The organism is Shewanella marisflavi, from assembly GCF_023283925.1.
GTDB classification, from domain to species: domain Bacteria; phylum Pseudomonadota; class Gammaproteobacteria; order Enterobacterales; family Shewanellaceae; genus Shewanella; species Shewanella marisflavi.
Genome location: NZ_JAKIKX010000007.1, coordinates 30,507 through 53,986, shown reverse-complemented (window position 1 = coordinate 53,986; position 23,480 = coordinate 30,507). Strand labels below are relative to the sequence as shown.

Sequence of the window (23,480 nt, the reverse complement as noted above, 5' to 3'; positions counted from 1 at the left end):
ATGAAATCACATATTCAATCTTTGCTCGAACAAGCCATTAATACTCTAAAACAGCAGGAGATAGTGCCTGCGGATTTTGAGGCTCGTATTCAGGTAGACCGAACCAAAGACAAGACCCACGGTGATTTTGCCACCAACCTGGCCATGATGCTGACCAAGGTGGCCCGCAAGAATCCTCGTGAGATAGCACAGCTGATAATCGATAGCCTGCCACAAGATAGCCAAGTGGCTAAGGTCGAGATTGCCGGCCCAGGATTTATTAACTTCTTCATCGATGAAAACGCCCTAACCAATCAACTGATGGCCGCACTCGATGATGATCATCTAGGCGTTACGCTACCAACGCCACAAACAGTAGTGGTCGATTACTCTTCGCCTAACCTGGCCAAAGAGATGCACGTAGGTCACCTACGTTCAACCATTATCGGCGACAGCGTGGTACGCGCCCTCGAATTCCAGGGCCACAAGGTGATCCGTCAAAACCATGTTGGCGACTGGGGCACCCAGTTCGGCATGTTGCTGGCCTATATGGAAGAACTACGAGCCCAGCATGGCGAACAGGCTCAGGTTGAGCTGTCTGATCTCGAGAGCTTCTACCGCGCCGCCAAGGTACGTTTCGATGAGTCTGAAGAGTTTGCTACCCGCGCTCGCCAACTCGTGGTCGAGCTGCAATCGGGCGACGAGTATTGCAACAAGCTGTGGCGCGAGTTTAACGATATTTCACTTAGCCACTGCCATGAAGTCTATGAGCGCTTGGGCGTAAGCCTGACCCGTGCCGATGTGCGCGGCGAAAGCGCCTACAACGATGACCTTGAGCAGGTAGTACAAGATCTGGATGCCCAAGGCCTGTTGTCTGAAAGCAACGGCGCCAAGGTGGTCTTCCAGGATGAGTTTCAAACCAAAGAGGGTGAGCCTCTGCCGGTGATCATCCAAAAAGCCGACGGCGGTTTCCTCTATGCCACCAGCGATCTGGCAGCGATGCGTTATCGCTCAAACGTGCTGAAGGCCGATCGCGCGCTCTACTTCGTCGATCTGCGTCAAGCTCTGCACTTCCAGCAGGTATTTAGCCTGGCGCGCACCGCTAACTTCGTTCGCCCTGACATGAGCCTGGAGCACATGGGCTTTGGCACCATGAACGGTGAAGATGGCCGCCCATTCAAAACCCGCTCAGGCGGTGTGGTGAAACTGGTTGACCTACTCAGCGAAGCCGAAACCCGAGCACTCGATCTGGTTCGCAGCAAGAACCCAGATATGGATGAAGCCGAGCTTGATAAGATCGCCAAAGTGGTAGGCATAGCCTCGGTGAAATATGCTGACCTGTCGAAGAACCGCGCCAGCGACTACATCTTCAGCTTCGAGCAGATGCTGAGCTTCGAAGGCAATACCGCTCCTTATCTGCTGTATGCCTACACTCGTGTTGCCGGTATCTTCAAGCGAGCGGCCGATGTCGACCTAACAGGTGCCAGTATTAAGCTTGAGCATGATAAAGAGAAAGAGTTGGGCAATAAACTGGCGCAGTTCGGTGAAGTGCTAAGCCGTATGGTGACCAAGGGGCAGCCTCACGCCCTGTGTGGTTACCTGTTCGAATTGGCTGGCGCTTTCTCTAGCTTCTACGAGGCCTGCCCGGTACTGGCGGCCGATTCAGAAGATGAGAAGAAGAGCCGTCTGCTGTTGGCACAGCTTACCGCTAAGACCTTGAAACAGGGTCTGGATCTACTGGGTATCGAAACCTTAGAGCGCATGTAATTTAGGGCGGTAAGATGAGCAATCGCGATTACGCCAATAGAAAACCCGCGTCTAAGGGACGTAAAAGCACCGGAGGCCGGCGAAAAGCCGCTCCGGCGCCTCGTCGATTTCCGGTTCTCCTCTCACTGGTGACCTTGGGCTTAGTCGGTGGTTTCGGCTACTTCCTCTGGAGCATCAACGACAGTGCCGACAAGGTTGAACCTCAACCTGAGGTTGAAACGGTCAAAAAGCCTGTGGTCAAGAAAGACCCCAACGCGCTGCCGCCAAAACCTAAAGAGGAGTGGACCTACCAACAGGAGCTGGAGAACAAACAGGTCGAGGTGGACATTCCGGAAAATACTGCACCTACTCGCCCCTATCAGATGCAATGTGGCTCCTTTAGAAAAGAGGCTCAGGCTAACGAGATGAAGGCGGTGATCGCCTTCCAGGGCTTAGAGGCTCAGGTGCGTAAGGTCAGCGGTAGCAACGGTACTTGGTACAAGGTGGTCTTAGGCCCCTACGAGCGTAAACGCCTTGCCGAGAAACATCGCCACATCCTGCAGCGCGGCGGCCTCAACGGCTGTCAGATCTGGTTCTGGGAAGGGGGTTAACCTCAGCCCCCCAAATGGGCCTGAGTCCGTTTGTGATCTGCGCAGACAACAAAAAGCCAGCATATTGCTGGCTTTTTCATATCCGCTTTAAGCGTTAATCAAAGCTTAGTTTTGAGTAATGGTTGCCGAGTTGCCAAAACCACCGGCTTGAACGATAGTGGCGTTGTCATTCAAGCCGAACTGGTTGATGGTCGCCAGGTTATGTGCGCCATCCTGACCCAGACCTGATTGCTCTATCATGGCGTAGTTATCATCGCCTTGTTGCAGCAGCACAGCATCATTGTACTCACCACCGCTCTGGTTAACCCAACCTTCGTTGTTGTTACCAGTCTGGTCGATATCGGCCGCACCAAAGTCGCCCATCTGAGCTACAGTCACGCGGTTCAGCGACGCCGTCTGATAAACATCGGCCATGTTTGCTGTACCGCTCTGGTTCACCACAGCGCCTTGATCCACACCATCTTGATTGATGTTCACGATACCATCCACGCTAGCAGTTTGGTTTACGTCGGCGTTTAACTGATTACCTGGGCCCTGGGCTACAAACACCGCCGAACCATTAACACTAGACTGCATCACAGTTGCAGTAGAGTTGGCGGCTTGGTTCTGCGCCACGACAACATTACCGCTTTCGCTACCATCGATTTGATCGACAAACACCATGGCATTGTCTGATTCATTAAGCTGACTCACCAGCGCAATATTGCCGTTACCAGCCTGGTTAACGCTGGCCTCTGCCAGATACGAAGTATCTTGGTTAATGTTGACGTTGTTAAGATTACCTACAGTCGTCACAGTCGCCGATGCCGGCTCATGGAAACCGAAGCCATACTGACGCACTGTGGTAGTGTTAGAATCACCGGTCACATTCACGGTCGCCTCGCTGTCGTTCACATGCTCTTGGTTGACAGAGGCGATGTTAGACTCACCGTTTTGCATCACGCTCAGGCTGGTATTGATAGCATGCTGCTGTAGTGTGGTCACCTGGTTATAGCTGCCGGTTTGCGCCACGATCGCCGAAACATTCAGGCTGTTATCATCCTGAGTCACGTTCGCCATATTCTCAACGCCGCTGCTTTGGGTTACGTTGGCGGTGCCGATGGAACCGTTAAGCTGATTGATGGTGATAATCGAGTCGGCAGAGCCATCCTGAGTCGCGTTGGCCAGAGATCCATTAGTGATCTGGTTAACCACGACTTCAGATTGCTCGGCATTGTTCATCTGGTTAACGTTGGCGATATTGTTGGCGCCAGTCTGCACGATAGTCGACAGTGCATCGGTCGAGGTATCTTGATCCGAGGTCGCAGTGTTGTTGTTACCTGTCTGCACAATGGTTGATCCGGCTGGGTTGTGGATACCAAAACCATACTGCCTGATATCGGCTAGGTTGGCGTTACCTTGCTGCTGAACTGTCGCTTGGGAATCATCAACATGCAGCTGGTTAACATCTGCATTGTTACCCTCACCAGCTTGAGTCACAGTCGCCTGGGTGTTGACCATATGCTCCTGGTTGATGGTGGCAGTGTTTGATGCCACAGACTGAGTCACCATGGCGCTTGAGTTAGCGACGCCACCCACCTGGTTAATGATTGCCGTTTGCGCATCACCGGCTTGGTCAATACTCGCCGAGCTGTCAAAACCCAAGGCAGTATTGATAGTTGCGCTATGGTTAGTGCCCGTCTGCACGGTTGTAGCAATGTTACCTGAACCATTTTGTGACGTAATGGCTGTGCTGTCGGCAGCGTGAGCAGTGCCTATTGTCATCGCAATGGCGGCGGCCAGTGGAAGTAGCTTTGTCATGAGTAATATCCTTTACTAAATATGTCAATCAGGCGGTAAGCGGCAACCGCCCGGTAAGCATCACCCTAAGTGATGTCGTCCTATGCAAGTTTCAGCAGTAACATGAAACTGCGATGACCAGAGACTCAACCTTCATCGCCCATATCCATCTGTCGGCGTGTCCAGCGAAGGTTAAGGTAAGCGTCACTGTGCAAATAGTTGTCTATCGACTCTTACACAGTGAACGATTTTCCTTTCATCCACATGTTTGGAAACAAGCGCCAGCCATAGCCAGCAGGCAAGAGTATGCAAAGATGCCATCCCATCATCGTCCAGCTAAGGTATGAAAGCCCAACCCCAGGAGGCTAGTTTTGCACCGCTACCCCCCCTCTTTAGTATTAGCCGCTTTGTCATACTCAAAGGGTAAGCCAATAAAAATGCTTAGCTTTTTAATCGATACTGCATGAGAGGCTATTTTTCCCCTCCAGCGCAGGAAAGCGACTGACAACCTCCCTTGAAAAACAAAATGCCATCCCCATATCTAGACTATTGTCCACCGATGGGTTTCCTACCCCTCGGCTAGAGAAGAGGAAATATCGTGACCACAATCGTTTCAGTACGTCGCAACAATCAAGTTGTCATCGCCGGTGACGGCCAGGTATCACTGGGAAACACAGTGATGAAAGGAAACGCTAAAAAGGTTCGACGCCTATATCACAACAAGGTCCTCGCGGGCTTTGCCGGCGGTACCGCCGATGCCTTTACCCTGTTTGAACGTTTCGAAGCCAAATTAGAGATGCACCAGGGGCATCTGATGCGCGCCGCGGTCGAAATGGCCAAAGATTGGCGCTCAGATAAAGTGCTGCGCAAACTCGAAGCCCTACTGGCAGTAGCCGATACCGAATGCAGCCTGATCATCACAGGTAACGGTGACGTAGTGCAGCCGGAAAATGATCTGATCGCCATAGGCTCTGGGGGTAACTTTGCCCAGGCCGCGGCCACGGCACTACTTGAAAATACCGATCTCAGCGCCAAAGAGATCGCCGAAAAGTCTTTGACCATTGCCGGTGACATCTGTGTATTCACCAACCAATTCAAGACGATCGAAGAACTGAACTACTAGCACTGAGCTCGCTCACTGTTAACAAACGTATGCACCCAAGCATTAAGGGATACTTATGTCTGAGATGACTCCACGGGAAATTGTTCACGAGCTGGACAGTCACATCATAGGCCAACAGAACGCTAAGCGTTCGGTCGCCATCGCCCTGCGTAACCGCTGGCGCCGCATGCAACTTGACGCCGATCTGCGCCAAGAAGTCACCCCAAAAAATATTCTAATGATAGGCCCAACGGGTGTAGGTAAGACAGAGATCGCCCGCCGATTGGCTAAACTGGCCAAGGCACCTTTCATCAAGGTCGAAGCCACCAAGTTTACCGAAGTGGGTTATGTGGGTAAGGAGGTCGAACAGATCATCCGCGACCTGACCGACGCCGCCATCAAGCTGACCCGCGAAGAACAGATGGCCAAGTGTAAGTTTAGGGCCGAAGAAGCGGCCGAAGAGCGTATTCTCGACGCGCTCCTACCGAAACCCAAGGAAGATTGGGACACTGAAAAAAAAGATGACACCAACACTCGCCAGGTGTTTCGTAAGAAGCTGCGCGAAGGCCAGTTAGACGACAAAGAGATAGAGATAGATATCGCAGCCCCTCAGGTGGGTATCGAAATCATGTCGCCTCCAGGCATGGAAGAGATGACCAATCAGCTGCAGAGCATGTTCCAAAACATGGGCCCTGGTGCCAGCAAGCGCCGCAAGATGACCATCAAAGAGGCCTACAAAGTTTTGATCGAAGAGGAAGCCGCTAAGCTGGTTAACCCTGACGATCTCAAAGAGCAGGCCATCGAGCTGGTTGAGCAGCACGGCATCGTCTTCTTAGACGAGATAGATAAGATCTGTAAGCGTGGTGACACCTCAGGTCCAGACGTTTCTCGTGAAGGGGTTCAACGCGATCTACTTCCTCTGGTGGAAGGCTGTACGGTTAATACTAAGCATGGCATGGTTAAAACAGACCATATCCTGTTTATCGCCTCGGGCGCGTTCCAGATGTCTAAGCCATCGGATCTCATCCCTGAGCTACAGGGTCGTCTACCGATCCGCGTCGAATTGGAAGCCCTGTCTGCCGACGACTTTAAGCGTATTCTGACCGAGCCCCACGCCTCGCTCACCGAGCAGTATGTGGCGCTGATGGGCACCGAAGGCGTTAAGGTAGAGTTTAGCGAATCTGGGATTGACCGCATCGCCCAAGCCGCCTGGCAGGTAAACGAGCGCACCGAAAACATTGGTGCCCGCCGCCTGCATACCGTGATGGAGCGCCTGATGGAAGATCTTTCATTCGAGGCCTCTGACAAGTCTGGTAGCACGACCTTGATCGATGCCGACTATGTCAACGCTCATCTCGATAATTTAGTACAGGACGAAGATCTCAGCCGCTTCATCCTGTAAACTTAAAGGGCCCGTCAGTTCCCCTGCGGGCCCTCTTTTTAACCTAACACGCTAGCGTCCCAGCAAAAGGCAAAGCTATGACTCCTCAAAGCGACACCCCAAAGGTCACCGGACTCAAACTGAAACGTAAATCTCGTCTGCTGGAGGTGAGTTTCGACAATGGTCAGAGCTATACCCTCAGCTGCGAGCTGTTACGGGTCTACTCGCCCTCGGCCGAGGTGCATGGTCACGGCAACCCTGTATTGGTGACCCATAAGAAAAACGTCAACATCAACGCCATCACACCTGTTGGCAACTATGCGGTTAAGCTAGTGTTCGACGACGGCCACGATACCGGCCTATACTCCTGGAAGGTGCTCTATGACCTAGCCACCAATCAGGTGGAGTTATGGGAAAACTATCTGGCGAGATTACGCGCCGCCAAAGCCAGTCGTGAGCCATTGATCGACATGGCAGTGAAGTATCACACTTAGTCAGTCAACGACCAACCTTCTTTGTCTAAGCTCAAAGCCGATGTCACCATACTGCAGGCCGGACTCTTTAGCCGTTGGGATGAAGAGAGTCCAGACCTGCCTAAATTTCTCAAGGCCACAGTGCATGTACCGGCCGAAATAGACATAGAATTTGGTTTCATCGCCCGTATCCGCAAAGCCAAGAATCGGCGGCTAAATTACTGTATCTATCACCCCGACATTCCCGATGAACAAGGCAATATTCGCCCGCCCTTCGAAGGCGAGCTGTTCGTCGAATCCAACGACTGGAAATTCTATCTGGGCGATACCATCTGGGCGCCTGAGCATGACAAGGTAGGTAAGTGGCGTATGACTCTGTCTCTGGGGGACAAGGTAGTTGCCGAGAAGACCTTTAACGTACATCTTAACGATGAGGAGAGTCAGGTGGCCAACTTCTGGAAACGCAGGGGCTTTTAACCATTTATCTTTACAAACAGAACCTTTTTCAACAACCCATTGACCATAAAGGGGCAACCACCCCGTCACTTAGGTAACAACTCTCTGTAGCGTGACGCGAACGAAAAATTTTACCTACAAAATCACACCATGCGGACTTATGTCCTCTCGTCACTCCCAAACACCAATTACTATCGGGATAAATCTGACACAGAGGATAATTTATGACTGCACATATCAATGGCCAAGCAGGCGATTTTGCTGAAACCATCATAATGCCAGGGGATCCGTTACGCGCAAAGTATATCGCAGAGCACTATCTCGATGACGCACAAGAGATCACTAATATTCGCAACATGTTAGGCTACACCGGTTTTTATAAAGGCCAGCGCATCTCTGTCATGGGGCACGGTATGGGCATCCCCTCGATGGTGCTTTATGCCCATGAACTAATCACTCAGTTCAATGTTAAGCGCATTATTCGTGTGGGTAGCCTGGGAGCGACTCAACACAAGGTTAAGATTAACGATGTGATTCTGGCACAAGCTGCTGGCACAGACTCTCCTACCAATGCCAAACGTAGCAGCGGTTACCAAATGGCGACCTCGGCCACATTTGAGCTACTCCACAGAGCCTACACTATCGCACAAGAGAAGCAGATCAGCGTCAAAGTCGGCAACATCTTCAGTGGTGACATGTATTACGACCCCGATGAGGATATGATCCCGGCACTGGAGCGCTTTGGCGTTTTAGGCATAGATATGGAAGCCGCCGGTTTATATGGCTTAGCCCATCACCTAGGCATCGAATCATTGGCCATTTTAACAGTATCGGATCACTGTTTAACCGGTGAAGAGACCACTGCGGAGGCGCGCCAGTACACGTTTAATCAGATGATTGAACTAGCGCTCGAAACTGCTCATCAGTAATAGCACTAGGCATGAGTTATTGATCATGCCTCTTGAGATCGCTCTTGATGAGCGGCATTAGCAAATTAGGATGTAGAAAATGAAGAATAAAATCTCCTTAACCTTGCTCAGCTTTTTAGCCAACTTTGTCATGGCAGGCTTCGCAACCCAGTTTGGCATGTTGATTGAACCGATAGCTGAAAAGTACTCAGCTAACGTTAACGAAGTTGCCTCTATCTTTTCTCTGTTGAATGGTGGCGCGCTCGCCGGTACCATCGCGGCCTTTTTCTTAATTGAGAAAATTGGCGTAAAACGTATGACCTTAGTCAGTTATTTAGTGATCGCTGCCAGCGCTGGAGCCATGCATTTCACTGACTCATTAAGCATTGTGATGCTCGCCATGACGCTGATCGGTTTATGTGGCGGCGTGGGATTATGTATCGCCGGCACCATTGTCGTCTCCGTTTGGAAAGACAAAATTCAAAGCACTATGCTTGTCGTGCAAGATGCAACATTTAATGTGGCTGGTGTCGTATTCCCTCTGATCACCACATACGCACTAAGCAACGCATTATCATGGAGTTACAGCTATCTAACTGTAGGTGTTGTTGCTCTGGGAACCGCGCTAATCGCCCTACTCACCAACTTTTCATTGTGTGAAACACGCCGAGAGACGCTGACGACGAAAGATGAGTCGGAATGGAATCTCGGCATTATTAGTGGCGGTGTCGGCTTGTTTCTGGGGATGTTAGCGCTTTATACCTTCCTCACTTGGGCACCAATGTTTGTTAAAACAAAATTCGACATCCCCTTCGAAGACGCTGGCAACATCATTACCCAATATTGGTCTGCCGCACTGATAGGTGCCTTGGTCTCAACAGTGATAGTGTCACGAGTTAAAATCCAACATTTCGTGATGGGGATGATAAGTCTGGCGCTGATCATTACCAGTCTGATTGTGACCACAGACAACTTAGAGTCCATCGGCTATCTGACATACGGTTATGGCTTTGCCTGTGCCGCCTTGTATAACGCCTTCATTGCTTATGGTGTCTCATTTGTCAAAACAGCCAGTAGCCGCAACGTGTCATATATATTGATCAGTGGTAGCGCAGGAGCCATGTTTAGCCCTGCCATCAGCTCACTATTTGAGAGCATCATAGGTCTGCAAAGCGTCATGTATGCAATTCCTGTGATTTATGCCTTAATCATCACAATGCTCGTCATCTCAAACCGGCAGCGAGTAGGCCTAACCGTCCAGACAAATCAGTCTTAATGCTTGATTAACCTCGAAGGCCCCGAACTCGCATTTGGGGCCTATTCGATAAATGCCTTTAGACCTGCTAAGTCGCAAATCACCAAGCCCTCTTTATCGCGTTTAATTAGCCCTTGTTCCTCTAAACTTTTCACGGCCCGACGATACACTCTATCCGTTGTTGCAAAACGCTCAGCCTCTAAGTAACACTTAGTAAATCCCTCTACAGGTTGATCTTTTAGATGTTGATGATAAAGATCATAGGCGATGTTGTAGGCGATAGGATAGAGCATTCTGCGAGTCAAAATATCCATAGTATCTTGGTAATCGATAGCAATGGCACTGGCAAAAAATAGTGCAAACCTTGGGGTTTTAAGCAGCGCCTGATGCAACTTATCACCATTAATAATCGCTATTTCTAAAGACTCCTCGGCAATAATGTCGAGTTGGCAAAGGTAATCGGTAAAAAACTCCATTTCACCAAATAACTGAGAGTCACAATTCATAGTGCCAAGCTGAAAACTACGGCCATTTCTTGCGGTGTAGCCCATAGATATTCGCCCTCGAGGCACTAAAATCAATGCATCAAGCTTCTGGCCTTGCTGCATTAATTTATGCTGAGGAGCGACCGTTTTCGTTTCGCTAATACACTCTCTCATTACGCTTTCGATGGCATCATGCTCCTGTTGCCACATAGACCGAAAGCGACCTTTATCCAGTGGTTTTAACTGCATAATAGATCCGAAAAATCAAAGTCAATTTGCCCTAACTTACTCTTCATAACGCTCCACGCCGCCGTCTATAGATAGAGCAGGCTCACTACCCACCAGATAAAACTCAATTTACGCCTTTCACTTACCACTTTGCAAGACAGGATAAGCGCCATCCAACAGGGGCAAACCAAACTGCGCGACTAGCGTAAAAGATTAAGCCAGCACAGGTCTTCGGTCATAATGGCTCATTCAGACAAAGCTAACTAATGATTGACGATATGACACTATGCCCTTTGTTCTATCAAGCTTTTTAACCTACTATAACTCGCTCCTTTGGGATAAAGGCAGCTGACTGAAATACTAGCATTACAGCTAATGGGTTGGATAAATTTTGCATTAAGCAATATCGGTCAGGTAACGCTAACGACCAAGATTCACAATAGCCTCTCACTTGAACAGAGATGCATATGAACAGAGAAACTCATCAAACCTATAGTCAACGAATCCAGGCGGTTTGTGACTATATTGGCAAACATCTAGACCAGCCCCTGACGCTGGAACAACTCAGCCAGAAGGCGTACTTCTCCAAGTATCATTTTCATCGCCAGTTTCAGGTGTATACCGGCATAACTTTAGGTAAATACATCAGTCTACTCAGGCTGAAGCGGGCCTCATACCGATTGGTGTTTCATCCGGAGCTCAAGATCACCGACATCGCCCTCGATGCGGGATTTGAGAACGGCGAATCATTTTCGCGTGCCTTTAAGCAGGTATTTACCCAGACACCGTCGCAATTTAGGTTAACGCCTCAATGGGAGCGATGGAGTCGAGAGTATGCCAAGATGAAACCTATCAGGAGAGAGACAGTGCAAATTAATATTACTGAAAGAGACGACATCAAGGTCGCCGTGCTGGAACACAGAGGCAGCCCGGCCTCACTGAACGACTCGATTCAACAATTTATCAGCTGGCGCAAGCAAAGCGGCGAATCGCCAGTCACCAGCAGCCTGACATTGGGCGTCCCCTTTAACGACCCTAATGTTGTGGAACCCGAGGCATTTCATTTCGACATTTGCGGCTCGGTCACGACTGATGTCGAAGCCAATGACTATGGGGTGATCACCAAGACGATCCCCGGTGGTCGCTGCGCCGTGATCCGCCACCAGGGACCACACGATCAGATGGACAATAAGATCTATCAGTTCTATCGCGATTGGCTACCCCAGAGCGGTGAGGAGCTAAGAGACTTTCCCCTCTACTTCGAGTACCACAACTTCTTCCCCGAAGTGGCGGAGCATGAGTTGATCACCGATATCTATTTCTCGCTAGTCTAAGCTCATTTCAGGACGAGACAATATAACGAAAAAGGCTTCCATTTCTGGAAGCCTTTTCTCTTAATACAGCGAAGAGATAGCTGGGTTTAAATATTAGGAACCCTGCTATGACTCAAATGCTATATGCTAGATAGCACAAAGCCCGCTAAAAAGCGGGCTTTGTTAATGAGGCTGAGTGATAGCTAGATCTAAACATTAGGAACCCTGGGTTCAAATAATCCCTATGACCAGACTTTAGATAATGGCCAGCCAAAACGAAAAAAGGCTTCCATTTCTGGAAGCCTTTTTTCTTAATGTGGCGGAGAGATAGGGATTTGAACCCTAGACGGGCTATAAACCCGTGCCGGTTTTCAAGACCGGTGCATTCGACCACTCTGCCATCTCTCCGAACGCCGAGAATAGTAAGGAAATGGACTTTAAATGTAAAGCCTAAATTTCACTAACTGAGCAACAAATAATCCATTAAGGCATTTTTCGATGACAAATGCGTTAAAAACAACCTTTTTAGTGATATTTGGGCGCTAAAACCCCATGCCGAGTGTACTTATATGCACAAAATGCCCTTTAAGATTGTCGATGTAAGCCCCCTATAAACATCACCCCTTGGTCAGCAACTGTTGCAACTCGCTGAGTGAGGCCACCTGATAATGTGGTGTGATTCCCTCTGGCGCTGGTTGACAGTCATGATTAAGCCAACAGGTATCGAATCCGGCATTGATCCCCCCCTGAATATCTGAATGGGGATTATCCCCCACCATCAATACATGCTCTCTGGGTGGATGAGCCATCTGCGACAGCGCGTGCTCAAAAATCGCTACATCGGGTTTAGCCACCCCCACCTCTTCGGAGATCACCACAGGTGAAAAGGCATGCAGCAGGCCGGTACGCTCTAAACGCACCTTCTGAAGATCCGTAAAGCCATTGGTGATGATCCCCATTTGTACCTTGCCATAGAGGGCATCGACCAGCTCGGCAGCACCGGGCAGCAGAGTACAGATATCGGCCATCGCCGTGAGAAAAGCAGCGTTGAGATGCTCGGCAGTCACAGACAGCTTCTCAGCCCAGCGCTCGAAACGGGTCACCTGCAGATGACGGGCGCTGATCTTGCCATCTTGATAGTCTACCCAAAGGGGTAAGTTCACTGTTTGATATTCTTGGAAATCGGCAAGGGTGAACTCTACACCGAAGCGCGAAAACATCAGCTGTAATCCTTTAAAGGCATCGAAATGAAACAGAGTTTCATCGGCATCAAACAATATCCACTGGTACTTCATTCTCTCTCCATGGTTATGACCTCAGGACAAGGGGCAGCACTATATCAATGCCAAGCTTAGCTGAGCAAAAATATTTGCTTACGCTTATGGGATAACGCAGCAGGAACCTCTTGGACGGTGACACGTCTGATGGTAAGACACTGAATTTCCCAAGGAGTGGTTATGCTAAAGAAAGTGATGCGACAAGTGAAACAACACCGCCAGTTCATTCTTTTTATCGGCCTGATGTTGGTGTTTCGCAGCGCCGTCGCCGACTGGAACCATGTGCCTAGCGGTTCTATGCTGCCCACCATAGTGCAGGGCGACCGCATACTGGTGAATAAAATGGCCTACGATCTGCGCCTTCCCTTCACCAATATCACCTTAGTTAAGCTAGCCGAGCCAGAACGCGGCGACATCATCACCTTCGACTCGGCGGTGGCCGACAAGAAGCTAGTCAAGCGCATCATAGGCCTGCCTGGCGATACTGTGTCGATGCGCAATAATCGCCTCTACCTCAATGGTCAGGCTATAAACTATGAAGCATCATCGCAAACCATGACCGACTGGCGAGAAGCCTTTAGCGACGAGCGAAAAGCCTTTAGCGATATGCAAGAGGCCTTTAGCGATATGCAAGAGGCATTACCCGGCAAGCCCCACGCCATAAGATTAAATGCTTCCCCCTCAAGGCTGGCCAATTTTGGCCCTGTGACTGTCCCCCAAGGGCACTACCTGACACTTGGGGATAATCGCGATGCCAGCGCCGACTCCCGTGTTATCGGCTTCATCCCGCGCGAAGAGATCACAGGTAAGGCTCACAGGGTGGCTTTTTCAAACGATCCCGAGCACTATTATTGGTTTAGGAACGAGCGCTGGCTAATGCCCATATAGTCACGAAAGAGAATCATCAAAGTGGCAGCTACTCAAGCTTTACGTAGCTGTCACTATTCCAATCGTAGACATACTCTACCCCTTGCCATTCGTAAACCGTCCTGCTCTCTTTGATTCTCACCCTAGCATTGGCAGGCAGGCTCTTAATGGCATCACTCTGAGTCAGACTGGTGGTGACCTGCTGCGGCGGTGCAATAGGTTTTGGCTTACGATATTTTCTCGGCTCGTAACGATAAGGGTAACGCCAGCGGTCACGCCAATAGCCATAGTGATTATGACGCCAATAGGGAAAACCAGTGCCTATGCCGATACGCCAGCGCCAAGGGTCATAGTAGCCTCTATCCCAATCGTGACGATATTCCCAACCGGCATTGACGCCGAAATCAGAACTAACATGAAATTGGTCATCTATCTTAAGCGCCCAGGCAGGCATTAGGCTAAGCGGCAACAGGCTCAGCAACAGCGCTCCCTTGACTAACAACAAAGGCCTTATCTTGTGCTTCATATTGCCACCTCGTCTTAAGAACAACATCGACATCTTAGCCTTAATTATAATCCCTGCAAATCTCGCCGCATTAGGGTCGCAAAGCCGATGTAAGCTATTTGGGAATAACGCCCATAAATGGTATAGTGCGCGCCATATCACATTTTTCTTAGCACGAGTATTTCCACATGAGTTTTAAGGATTTACGCAGTTTTATCGATCACCTCGAAACCAATGGCGAACTAAAGCGCATCGCTCACCCTGTGGATCCCCATCTGGAGATGACAGAGATTGCCGATCGTGTATTGCGGGCAAAAGGCCCGGCGCTGCTGTTTGAAAATCCTGTCGGAAAGACAATGCCTGTGCTTGCAAACTTGTTTGGCACCCCTAAACGCGTAGCTATGGCCCTGGGCAAAGAAGACCCGCTAGCCCTGCGCGATGTGGGCGAGCTGCTGGCCTTCCTCAAGGAGCCCGAGCCACCACGCGGCTTTAAAGATGCCATTTCCAAGATCCCCATGTTCAAACAAGCCCTGAATATGCCCCCTAAGACGGTGCGCAACGCTCCTTGCCAAGAGGTAGTGATCAGCGGCGATGATGTGGATCTGACCCAATTACCTATTCAGCACTGCTGGCCGGGTGATGTTGCGCCACTGGTCACTTGGGGATTAACCATCACCAAAGGGCCGAGACAGAAAAGACAAAATCTCGGCATCTACCGCCAACAATTGCTGGGTAAGAACAAGCTGATCATGCGCTGGCTAGATCATCGCGGCGGTGCGCTGGACTTCAAAGACTTTAAAGAACAACACCCAGGCGAACGCTATCCTGTTGTGGTGGCGCTGGGCGCCGATCCCGTCACCATCTTAGGCGCCGTCACCCCTGTGCCCGACGCCATGAGCGAGTATGCCTTTGCCGGCCTGCTACGCGGTGAACGCACCGAGGTATGTAAGGCACTGACCTGTGATCTAGAGGTACCAGCCACCAGCGAGATCATTCTGGAAGGCTATATTGAACCAGGTGAAATGGCCGAAGAAGGGCCTTATGGCGACCACACGGGTTACTACAACGAAACCGATGAATTCCCGGTCTTTACCGTGACCCATATCAGCCATAGACGCGATGCCATCTACCACAGCACCTATACCGGCAGGCCACCCGATGAGCCAGCTATGTTAGGTGTGGCACTGAACGAAGTGTTCGTGCCTATTCTGCGTAAGCAATACCCGGAGATTGTCGACTTCTATCTGCCACCAGAAGGCTGCTCCTACCGCATGGCGGTGATCTCCATTCGCAAGCAGTATCCTGGGCATGCCAAACGCGTAATGATGGGTGCCTGGTCCTTCCTGCGCCAGTTCATGTACACCAAGTTCATCATCATAGTGGATGAGGATGTGAACTGCCGCGACTGGAACGATGTCATCTGGGCTATTACGACCCGGATGGATCCTAAGCGAGATACCGTCATGATAGACAACACTCCTATCGACTATCTGGACTTCGCCTCCCCGGTGGCAGGTCTTGGCTCTAAGATGGGAATGGATGCCACCAACAAGTGGCAAGGGGAAACCGACCGTGAATGGGGGACCCCCATTGTGATGGATGAATCCGTCAAACAACGTGTCGATGAGATCTGGGATGCCTTGGGCATAGATGATGCGCCGACACTATAATCAATATCAGACGTAAACTAATCATCTGAATTTAAAAAACAAATTAAAAAGTTAACCCTTTGAATACTTGAACAAATTAATCAGGTATTCAAAGGTGCTAAACCTCCACAGAGAGGGTCTGAAAGGAAAACCAATGAACACCATACGCTGTAAAGTTGAACATGTTACCGCCTTTAATGATGCCGTTTATCAGGTAGCATTAACCCCAGAAACCAGCTTCGAATTTCAGGCTGGTCAGTACCTTTGCGTCGTAATGGGTGAAAAAGATAAACGTCCCTTCTCTATCGCCTCGGCGCCAGGCAGCGATCAGATCGAACTGCATATCGGCGCAGCGGTCAGCGAGAGCTACCCCATGCAGGTAGTTGAGCGCTTGCAACAGAGCGAGTATATCGATATCGAGGCTCCGGGCGGCGAAGCCTTCCTGCGTAGCGAAAGCCACAGACCCCGTCTACTGATCGCCGGTGGCACTGGCTTCTCTTACATCAAGAGCATCGTCGAGCAGATGATCGCCTTAGGGCAGAAAGTAGAAACCACTCTCTACTGGGGCTGTCGTAACCAGGACGCCATGTACTACGAATCATTGGCCCGCCAATGGCACCAAGATAACGCTTGGCTGAACTTTGTCCCTGTGGTTGAAGAATCGACACCCGAGTGGCAGGGTAAGACAGCCAACCTGCTGGCCCAGATAAAACAGGACTACGTCAGCCTCAACGGCTACGACATCTATATCGCCGGCCGGTTCGACATGGTTGGCGCCGCCCGCGAAGTGTTTCGCGAAATAGGCGTCGAAGAGCAGCATCTCTATGGCGATGCCTTCGCCTTTATCAAATAGCAAACTCAATTTAGCCCTGACACTTAGTCAGGGCTAAGCCACTTCTTTAAACCACGGCCTCCATGCCTTCATTCTCTTCTAGTCGTTCAATCTTGAAATCATAATAGGCATACGCCGCGCTGATAAAAGGACAGACTAAGTTAAAGAAGGCAAAGGGCAGATAGGCGATGGTCGCGACCCCTAGGGTGCTCGCCATGTAGGCACCGCAGGTATTCCAGGGTACCAGAGGGCTGGTGATGGTCGCTGAGTCTTCCAGAGCCCGGCTCAGGTTAACCGGCGCCAGACCATGCTTCTCATACTCGACCTTAAGCATACGACCCGGCAGCAAGATAGCGATAAACTGATCACCTGTGATCAGATTCGCGCCGATACAGCTGGCCAAGGTAGTAATAATCAGACTACCGCTGGATTTTACTAAGCCTAATACCCCTTGCAGTAGACGCTGCAACAGACCGGTTTTTTCCATCACGCCGCCGAAGGCCATGGCGCAGAGGATCAACCAGACGGTGTTGACCATGCTGCTCATGCCGCCACGGCTCAGCAGACTGTCGAGCGTCTTATCTCCCGTATCGGCGGTATAGCCATCAAACATAGCCACCCATATGCCTTTTACTAAGGCGACCATAGTGGGCAGGCTATCATCGTTGACAAACTTAATCACTCCATCGAACTGAAACAGTGCCGCGCAGATGGCACCGGCCAAAGTCCCCAAGATCACCGTCGGGAAAGCGGGCAACTTCTTGTAGGCCAACACTAAGACCACCAGCAAGGGCAGTAGCAGATGCAGGCCTGGATGATACTGAGCTTCGATGCGCGACATGGTCGCGGCCAGATCCGTCACCGCGCCGCTACTGTCACTGTTAAGACCGATAAACAAAAAACCTATCAATGCCAACAATATGCTGGGCGTAGTGGTCCACACCATATGCCGAATATGGCTAAACAACTCAGTGCCAGCAACGGCTGGTACCAGGTTAGTGGTGTCAGACATGGGCGACATCTTGTCACCAAAATAGGCACCACTGATAATCGCCCCTGCGGTGATCTCGACGCTGAGCCCCATGGCACCAGCCACACCAATTAAGGCGATACCTAAGGTACCGGCCACCGTCCAGGAACTACCTATACTCAGGGCCACCACGGCGCACAGTAGGCAGGAAGCGGCATAGAAATACTCTGGGTTTAAGATCTTCATGCCATAGAAGATCATGGTGGGCACAGTACCCGATAAGATCCAGGTACCGATCAGCGAGCCGACCGAGAACAGGATCAACAGGGCGCCGGTGGCTAAGGAGACACTCTTAACGATACCCGCTTCCATCTCCTTCCAGCTGTAGCCATTTTTCACCCCGATAACCAAGGTAATACAGGCTGCCATGATGAGGGCTATCTGGTTGGCGCCGTAGGAGCTGTCAGACGAGAACAGATACACAGACGCGGTGAGCATGCACACTAAGGCGATGATGGGGATCAAGGCATCGAGAAGCGTCGGCTGCTTGTGTTTACCTGTGGGAGCGTTACTCGCATCTCTGCCATGAGAGCCTGGCGACTGCTGATGAGAAGTCATGGTTAGTCCTTATTATAATTATGGTTTTTCCCAATTTTTCACCCCAGGTGTAAATAAGCCAAAGCGGTGTATTCACCACAGGGGCCGAACATAGTTACACATTTTTAACAATTCAGTCCAGACCACAAAGGGCGTTTACTCAGGCTTTAACACAGAGATTAAGCATAAGCGAGCGTAACCATTCATCTCATCAGTTAATTACAGGCTAGTTATGCAGGAAAACCACATATCTCTCTATTTCAGCACAAGGTAAAAAACTTCACGCCCTTGCACCTGTTGCTCACTGGACATCACCTTTCAATTGGCCGCCCATTAAATTAAAATTGCCGCCACTCAAACTGACACTTAAGGCCCAGCGATGAAACTGACCGCACTCGATCAGCCCCTATACGACCACCTTTACCGCGACATTCACCAGTTCCGCGCAACGTTCGATCTGCCTATCGAAGATGCAAGCACTCTGGATGAACAGGCCGATACACTGCACACCTCGCTCGCCATCGAAGAATTGACCGAACTGGCCGAAGCCGACTGCCGCGTTGAACAGGCTGACGCGATTGTCGATTCGGTTTATGTACTCATGGGCCGCCTGGTGCATCTCGGTGCCAAGCAAGTTAATGATCGCCTGGAGATCAGCTATGTGATCGATCTCCTGCTCCACGTGGCCAAGAATCGTGACATCGACTTCATCCGTTGTTGGGACGAGGTGCACTCGAGCAACATGAGTAAGGTTTGCCGTAACGAGCAAGAGCTGGAAGAGACTATCGCTCACTACGCCAAGCAGGGAGTAGAGATTGTCGGCAGCCGCAAGGGCGATTTCATCATCGCCAAATGTGCTAAGGATGTGGAGATGGCCGGTAAAGTCGTGCGCCAGGGTAAGGTGCTCAAATCTGTCTACTACCGCCCTGCCGACCTTAGCAAACTGGTGAGCAACACATAAACCTAGCGTGAGGCGTCGGCAACTGCCGAAGCCTCAATCTGCCCAAGTTAATAGCTTGTTGTTAATTGCATGAAATACAATAATTTGCATTACAAAGGTGTGAACCCTAGCAGCAAGCTTATCTCCTTGGCGTGATCCAGTTAACAGCTAGCCGCATTGATGCTACTCTCGGTGCCACTTAGATGATTGAATAGAGACAAGATGAATTTGATTATCGATTCTGGTTTTTGTCTACTGGCCTGAGGTACTATCTATGACCAAAAATATTAAAGCATTACTTGCCACTACAGCGCTATTCTTTAGCACTCAGGCACTGGCAAATAATGGCTGTGCATTCGATGAAAAGCAGGAAGGCTTTATCGCCACCTGCAGTGAGGAGAAACAGGAAGTGATACTAACCGGCGAAGTTCAAGCCCAAACCTTAGTCACTGAACTAGAAGATTTCGTTCAAGGCTACGCTGAGTATCAGGTCGACACTAAGGCGATCGAACCACTAAAGCAGCTGCAAACACCAACTGAGATTGTGGTCATCATAGGTACCTGGTGCCCAGATTGTCACCGAGAAACCCCACGCTTTATCCGCATCATTGAAGCGCTTAACAACCCTAACATCAAGGTGAGTTACATTGGGGTAGACCGTAAGAAGCAAGACCCTGAAGGTCTGGCGGCCAAGTATGACTTTACCCGCATTCCAACCTTCATCGTTAAGCAAGATGGCAAAGAGATTGGCCGCATCGTTGAACGTCCGGAGATCTCTTTAGAAGTGGATTTAGCGAAGATCCTTAAGTAATCCCGCTTCATGACATAAAAAAGGCCGCAAATGCGGCCTTTTTGCTATCCATAACGATTAGAAATCGTAACGTATTGATGCACGAACATACCTTGGGCTCTGGAAGCTATCGGCATAACCGTAGCGAATGTTCTTATCGCCACTGTCGAGTTCATACTGCTCATCCACACCGGTAATACCATCGAAGTTGAACAGGTTATACACATTCAACTTGAAGTTCAGGCGTCCCGCAGTTTCAAAGTCCATGGTGTAAGACAGGTTAAGATCTATGTTGTAGACCCAATCTGTGCGTCCCATGCTGCCACGCGGTGCCGCTACACCATCAGCATAGAAAGATGACGCGCCGTACCAGTCACGACCATAACAGGTGCCATCGATGGCAATCGCCTGCACACAATAACCTTGATCCGCTGGATGCACACCAAAGGCATTGATTGGACGGCCAGATTGCAGGTAAGAGTTAAAACCAACACTCAAGTCATCTGTGATGTGATACACACCGTAGAGCTTAAAGTTATGACGTCTGTCGTTTGGCAAATAACCTTCACCGTTATCCATCAACTCAGGGTAATCGAAAGAGGTCGTCCAACCCGGATCCGCCTGCTCGTTATCTGAACGCACCAGACCTTCTGTGTTACCTTCACTCTTAGACCAGGTATATGAACCGTTCAGGGTAAAGTCTTCGGTCACGTTACCGCTAAAGCTAAGCTCAATCGCCTTGTAGGTGCGAGTCGCCTCTGGGAAGCCCATCTGATCTGCGGTTACATTAACTGTTTCTTTAACGCCGTCACCATCCACATCATAATTGATCTCAGTGCCGATGCCGGGGTTAGTGAGCGTCGGGAACCAACCACCAACGAAGTAGTCTTCGGCGCGGGTCTCACCATTACCTGCATACCAAGAAGAATCATAGTTTTCCTTGATCCACTGGTTCATCCCGTAGTTAAAGGAGACATCTTCAATCGACTGCTTCAGGTCGCGATAGACACCGCGGATCCCCACGGCCCAGTCATCGTTAAGCTGCTGCTGGAAACCCAGGGCAAACTCATCCGAATACATAGACCCCGCCTTGTTGTTAAACAACTGGTCGGCATCGGGTACAGTGCCGTCGGCCACCACGCGGCGAGAGATCTCATCACCTAAGATCGGCGAACCATCGGCATTTACGCCGTTAAGATGACTCACGATATGTGAATCGTAGGCAGCAGACGCCATACGTAGGTTAGTGTTAGGCGATACAGGCTGGAAGTATCGACCATATGAGGCATACAGCTTACTTGAGCCGTCACCCACCACATCCCAGGTCACACCCAGACGCGGTGCAAATTGGCCATCTAGGTCAACATACTTCTCGCCAGAACCGGTAGTATTGCTGAACTCGCTATAACGCACACCAAGGTTCACTGTCACCGTATCGGTTGCCATCCAGGTGTCTGACACATAGAGGGCGGTGTGTACGTTTTCAGTCTCACTTGCCTTACCCCAGATACGCAGATCCGCGTATTCTGTCCCTTCGGCTAAGCCATAGGCGTTATCGGCACCTGCGGTGTAATACTCATACCAACCGTCGCCGTTCGGTGTATAGAAATCGGCGATCTCTAAACGCTCGTAGTCATAACCTGCACGCAGGGTATGGTCTCCGACCACCCAGTCAAGATCGATACGATAAGTGATTCGCTTATCTTCGGTTTCAGAGGAACCATAACCCACCCAGTCACCAAGACGCTGATAGCTGCCAGAGCGGTAATCTTCATAGGTTGATTGATCCAGCGTGCCTGAGTTGTCCTTGGTCGATTGTGTGATCTCACCATACATGGCCGATAAGGTCACATCGTCACTGAGATAACCCGTGTATTGCGCGTTCCAGCCGATGCCTCCGTAGGTGCTTTCGGTCAGACCAATCGCTTCTCCGCGGCTACCATCTTCTGCGCGGCGATACTGAGTACTGGCATAATCCCCTTCGTTACTAAAAGCCATCACACCAAGGGAGTGATCTTCATGGATAAACCAATCGACCTTAGTAAACCAGCGGTTGGTATCCCACTCTTTATCACGCAGCGTGGTCTCACTATAGGCTGTCTCTTCCTCACCATAGGGATTCCACAGGCCGTAGAAAAACAACTTATCCTCAACAATCGCACCTGACGCCCAAAGGTTATATTCGGTTTCCTGCCAATAGGCATCAGATACCTTTTCTATGCTACCGTCATCTTTCATACGTGGCATAGGCTCGGCCAGAGCATCAGGGGCAATTTCGGCCTTGGCACCAAACGTCCACTCGTTGTCACCCGACTTAGACACCAAGTTGACTACACCACCGATGAATCGGCCATATTCTGCCGACACACCACCGGTTTGTACCTCAGTTTGCGCAATGGCTTCCCAAGGCAGATCGATATCGCCCATGCCCTTACGCAGATCGGTAATGTTTAAACCATTCAAGTAGTAGCCATTCTCCGCCACCGACGAACCGGCAATGGCCACGCCGCCAAAACCGTTATCACCCGCTACCGCACCTGGGGTTAGGAGGGCAATTGAGGTTGAGTCTAACTCAACTGGCAGCTGATTCAGCTCCTCGATTGAGATCACCTGAGAGTTGGTGGTGCTTGAGGTATCCACACGGCTAATACGTGCACCTGTGACCGCGATGCGTTCCACTTCACTGTTCTGTGCATCTAGCGCCACATCAAAGGTCAGGGCATTACCCACAGTCACAGCCACATGCTGCTCTTGTACCTGGTAGAAGCCATCTTTAACAATAGTGATGGTGTAATTACCAATTGGCAGGCCTTTCAATGAGAAACTGCCATTTGCGCCTGTGGTCGTCTCCTTCACTATCCCTTTGCTTTCGTGTCTGATGATCACCTTGGCATTGTTGACATCGGCGCCAACAGAACTGGTGATATGCCCTTTGATCGTACCGAAGCCATCGGCCGCCATAACTGCAGGCGTAGATAGCATTAGCACCGAGCCTACGGCGATTGCCGCTAGGGTCATTCTCGGCGCAAAACGCTTACTCGCGTTACTTCCTGACATAAGTTTTATCTCCCTTCTCTTTATTATTTTGCAGACGTCCAAGGCAATTAATTGTGGGGTTTATGGGTACAGTCCCTGAACGCAACAAAAACATAACACAGAATACATATTTTATACAATCTCCAATATACAAATGTATTTAGAGAAAGTAATCGGCAAGATAGAGAGAGAAGAATTAATATAAGTTGCTGAAAATTAATATTTTACTGGATGACGATGGGGGGATGTACGGCGAAAGTAAGATCACCAAGGTTTAAACAGATGTCAGGAATTGTCGAAT

General features: G+C 50.2%; 20 protein-coding genes and 1 tRNA gene. 14 read left to right on the top strand and 7 right to left on the bottom strand.

Annotated features, from left to right (window positions below):
* Both argS and L2712_RS14135 read left to right on the top strand, forming a co-directional pair.
* A complete protein-coding gene (argS, locus tag L2712_RS14140; RefSeq protein ID WP_248978144.1) occupies window positions 1-1,746 on the top strand; it encodes an arginine--tRNA ligase in 1,746 nt (581 codons plus the stop codon).
* Window positions 1,747-1,760: 14 nt separating this feature from the next.
* Window positions 1,761-2,336 carry an SPOR domain-containing protein gene (locus tag L2712_RS14135; RefSeq protein WP_248978143.1) on the top strand — a complete coding sequence of 192 codons (576 nt, stop codon included), beginning with the start codon at window positions 1,761-1,763 and terminating at the stop codon, window positions 2,334-2,336.
* A 105-nt stretch (window positions 2,337-2,441) separates the two neighbouring features.
* On the opposite strand, the gene L2712_RS14130 is transcribed toward L2712_RS14135, so the two are convergent.
* The gene (locus L2712_RS14130; protein WP_248978142.1) at window positions 2,442-4,136 is read right to left on the bottom strand and encodes a beta strand repeat-containing protein; all 1,695 of its coding nucleotides are present in this window, start codon (window positions 4,134-4,136) and stop codon (window positions 2,442-2,444) included.
* A 577-nt stretch (window positions 4,137-4,713) separates the two neighbouring features.
* Here L2712_RS14130 and hslV point away from each other — a divergent pair.
* From hslV to tsgA, 6 genes are all read left to right on the top strand, one after another.
* A complete protein-coding gene (hslV, locus tag L2712_RS14125) occupies window positions 4,714-5,238 on the top strand; it encodes an ATP-dependent protease subunit HslV (RefSeq protein WP_033539082.1) in 525 nt (174 codons plus the stop codon).
* Window positions 5,239-5,293: 55 nt separating this feature from the next.
* Window positions 5,294-6,619 carry an ATP-dependent protease ATPase subunit HslU gene (gene hslU / locus L2712_RS14120; RefSeq protein ID WP_033539083.1) on the top strand — a complete coding sequence of 442 codons (1,326 nt, stop codon included), beginning with the start codon at window positions 5,294-5,296 and terminating at the stop codon, window positions 6,617-6,619.
* A gap of 77 nt (window positions 6,620-6,696) precedes the next feature.
* Window positions 6,697-7,092, top strand: a complete 396-nt coding sequence (locus L2712_RS14115; RefSeq protein ID WP_033539084.1) for a gamma-butyrobetaine hydroxylase family protein — start codon at window positions 6,697-6,699, stop codon at window positions 7,090-7,092.
* A gap of 21 nt (window positions 7,093-7,113) precedes the next feature.
* Window positions 7,114-7,548, top strand: coding sequence for a DUF3859 domain-containing protein (locus L2712_RS14110; protein ID WP_248978141.1), 435 nt, complete (start codon window positions 7,114-7,116; stop codon window positions 7,546-7,548).
* Window positions 7,549-7,751: 203 nt separating this feature from the next.
* Window positions 7,752-8,456, top strand: a complete 705-nt coding sequence (gene deoD / locus L2712_RS14105; protein WP_033539086.1) for a purine-nucleoside phosphorylase — start codon at window positions 7,752-7,754, stop codon at window positions 8,454-8,456.
* 79 nt (window positions 8,457-8,535) lie between these two features.
* Complete coding sequence (gene tsgA, locus L2712_RS14100) at window positions 8,536-9,711, top strand: MFS transporter TsgA (protein ID WP_248978140.1); 1,176 nt, start codon at window positions 8,536-8,538, stop codon at window positions 9,709-9,711.
* A gap of 41 nt (window positions 9,712-9,752) precedes the next feature.
* Here tsgA and L2712_RS14095 read toward each other — a convergent pair whose 3' ends face one another.
* Window positions 9,753-10,424, bottom strand: coding sequence for a Crp/Fnr family transcriptional regulator (locus tag L2712_RS14095; RefSeq protein ID WP_088903655.1), 672 nt, complete (start codon window positions 10,422-10,424; stop codon window positions 9,753-9,755).
* 446 nt (window positions 10,425-10,870) lie between these two features.
* Here L2712_RS14095 and L2712_RS14090 point away from each other — a divergent pair, with 446 nt between their 5' ends.
* A complete protein-coding gene (locus L2712_RS14090; RefSeq protein WP_248978139.1) occupies window positions 10,871-11,737 on the top strand; it encodes an AraC family transcriptional regulator in 867 nt (288 codons plus the stop codon).
* A gap of 296 nt (window positions 11,738-12,033) precedes the next feature.
* Here L2712_RS14090 and L2712_RS14085 read toward each other — a convergent pair.
* Window positions 12,034-12,124 (bottom strand) — tRNA-Ser (locus tag L2712_RS14085).
* Between the two features lie 209 nt (window positions 12,125-12,333).
* Complete coding sequence (gene yjjG / locus L2712_RS14080; protein WP_248978138.1) at window positions 12,334-13,011, bottom strand: pyrimidine 5'-nucleotidase; 678 nt, start codon at window positions 13,009-13,011, stop codon at window positions 12,334-12,336.
* Between the two features lie 162 nt (window positions 13,012-13,173).
* On the opposite strand from yjjG, the gene lepB reads away from it, so the two are divergent.
* Window positions 13,174-13,881, top strand: a complete 708-nt coding sequence (lepB, locus tag L2712_RS14075; RefSeq protein ID WP_248978137.1) for a signal peptidase I — start codon at window positions 13,174-13,176, stop codon at window positions 13,879-13,881.
* Between the two features lie 28 nt (window positions 13,882-13,909).
* Here lepB and L2712_RS14070 read toward each other — a convergent pair whose 3' ends face one another.
* Window positions 13,910-14,386: a hypothetical protein gene (locus tag L2712_RS14070; RefSeq protein WP_248978136.1), complete on the bottom strand. Its 477-nt coding sequence runs from the start codon at window positions 14,384-14,386 to the stop codon at window positions 13,910-13,912.
* A 167-nt stretch (window positions 14,387-14,553) separates the two neighbouring features.
* Between L2712_RS14070 and ubiD the strand changes: the two genes are divergently transcribed.
* Together ubiD and fre are read left to right on the top strand one after the other, a co-directional pair.
* Complete coding sequence (gene ubiD, locus L2712_RS14065) at window positions 14,554-16,035, top strand: 4-hydroxy-3-polyprenylbenzoate decarboxylase (RefSeq protein ID WP_248978135.1); 1,482 nt, start codon at window positions 14,554-14,556, stop codon at window positions 16,033-16,035.
* Window positions 16,036-16,168: 133 nt separating this feature from the next.
* Window positions 16,169-16,867 carry an NAD(P)H-flavin reductase gene (fre, locus tag L2712_RS14060; RefSeq protein WP_033539093.1) on the top strand — a complete coding sequence of 233 codons (699 nt, stop codon included), beginning with the start codon at window positions 16,169-16,171 and terminating at the stop codon, window positions 16,865-16,867.
* A gap of 46 nt (window positions 16,868-16,913) precedes the next feature.
* On the opposite strand, the gene nhaC is transcribed toward fre, so the two are convergent.
* Window positions 16,914-18,434, bottom strand: a complete 1,521-nt coding sequence (gene nhaC, locus L2712_RS14055; RefSeq protein WP_248978134.1) for a Na+/H+ antiporter NhaC — start codon at window positions 18,432-18,434, stop codon at window positions 16,914-16,916.
* Window positions 18,435-18,792: 358 nt separating this feature from the next.
* Here nhaC and L2712_RS14050 point away from each other — a divergent pair, with 358 nt between their 5' ends.
* Together L2712_RS14050 and L2712_RS14045 are read left to right on the top strand one after the other, a co-directional pair.
* A complete protein-coding gene (locus L2712_RS14050; protein WP_088903636.1) occupies window positions 18,793-19,374 on the top strand; it encodes a nucleoside triphosphate pyrophosphohydrolase family protein in 582 nt (193 codons plus the stop codon).
* A 253-nt stretch (window positions 19,375-19,627) separates the two neighbouring features.
* On the top strand, window positions 19,628-20,164 hold the full coding sequence (locus tag L2712_RS14045; RefSeq protein ID WP_033539095.1) for a thioredoxin family protein: 537 nt from the start codon (window positions 19,628-19,630) through the stop codon (window positions 20,162-20,164).
* 57 nt (window positions 20,165-20,221) lie between these two features.
* Here the strand turns inward: L2712_RS14045 and L2712_RS14040 are convergent, their stop codons facing one another.
* Window positions 20,222-23,200 carry a TonB-dependent receptor gene (locus L2712_RS14040; protein ID WP_033539096.1) on the bottom strand — a complete coding sequence of 993 codons (2,979 nt, stop codon included), beginning with the start codon at window positions 23,198-23,200 and terminating at the stop codon, window positions 20,222-20,224.
* Between the last annotated feature and the right edge of the window lie 280 nt (window positions 23,201-23,480).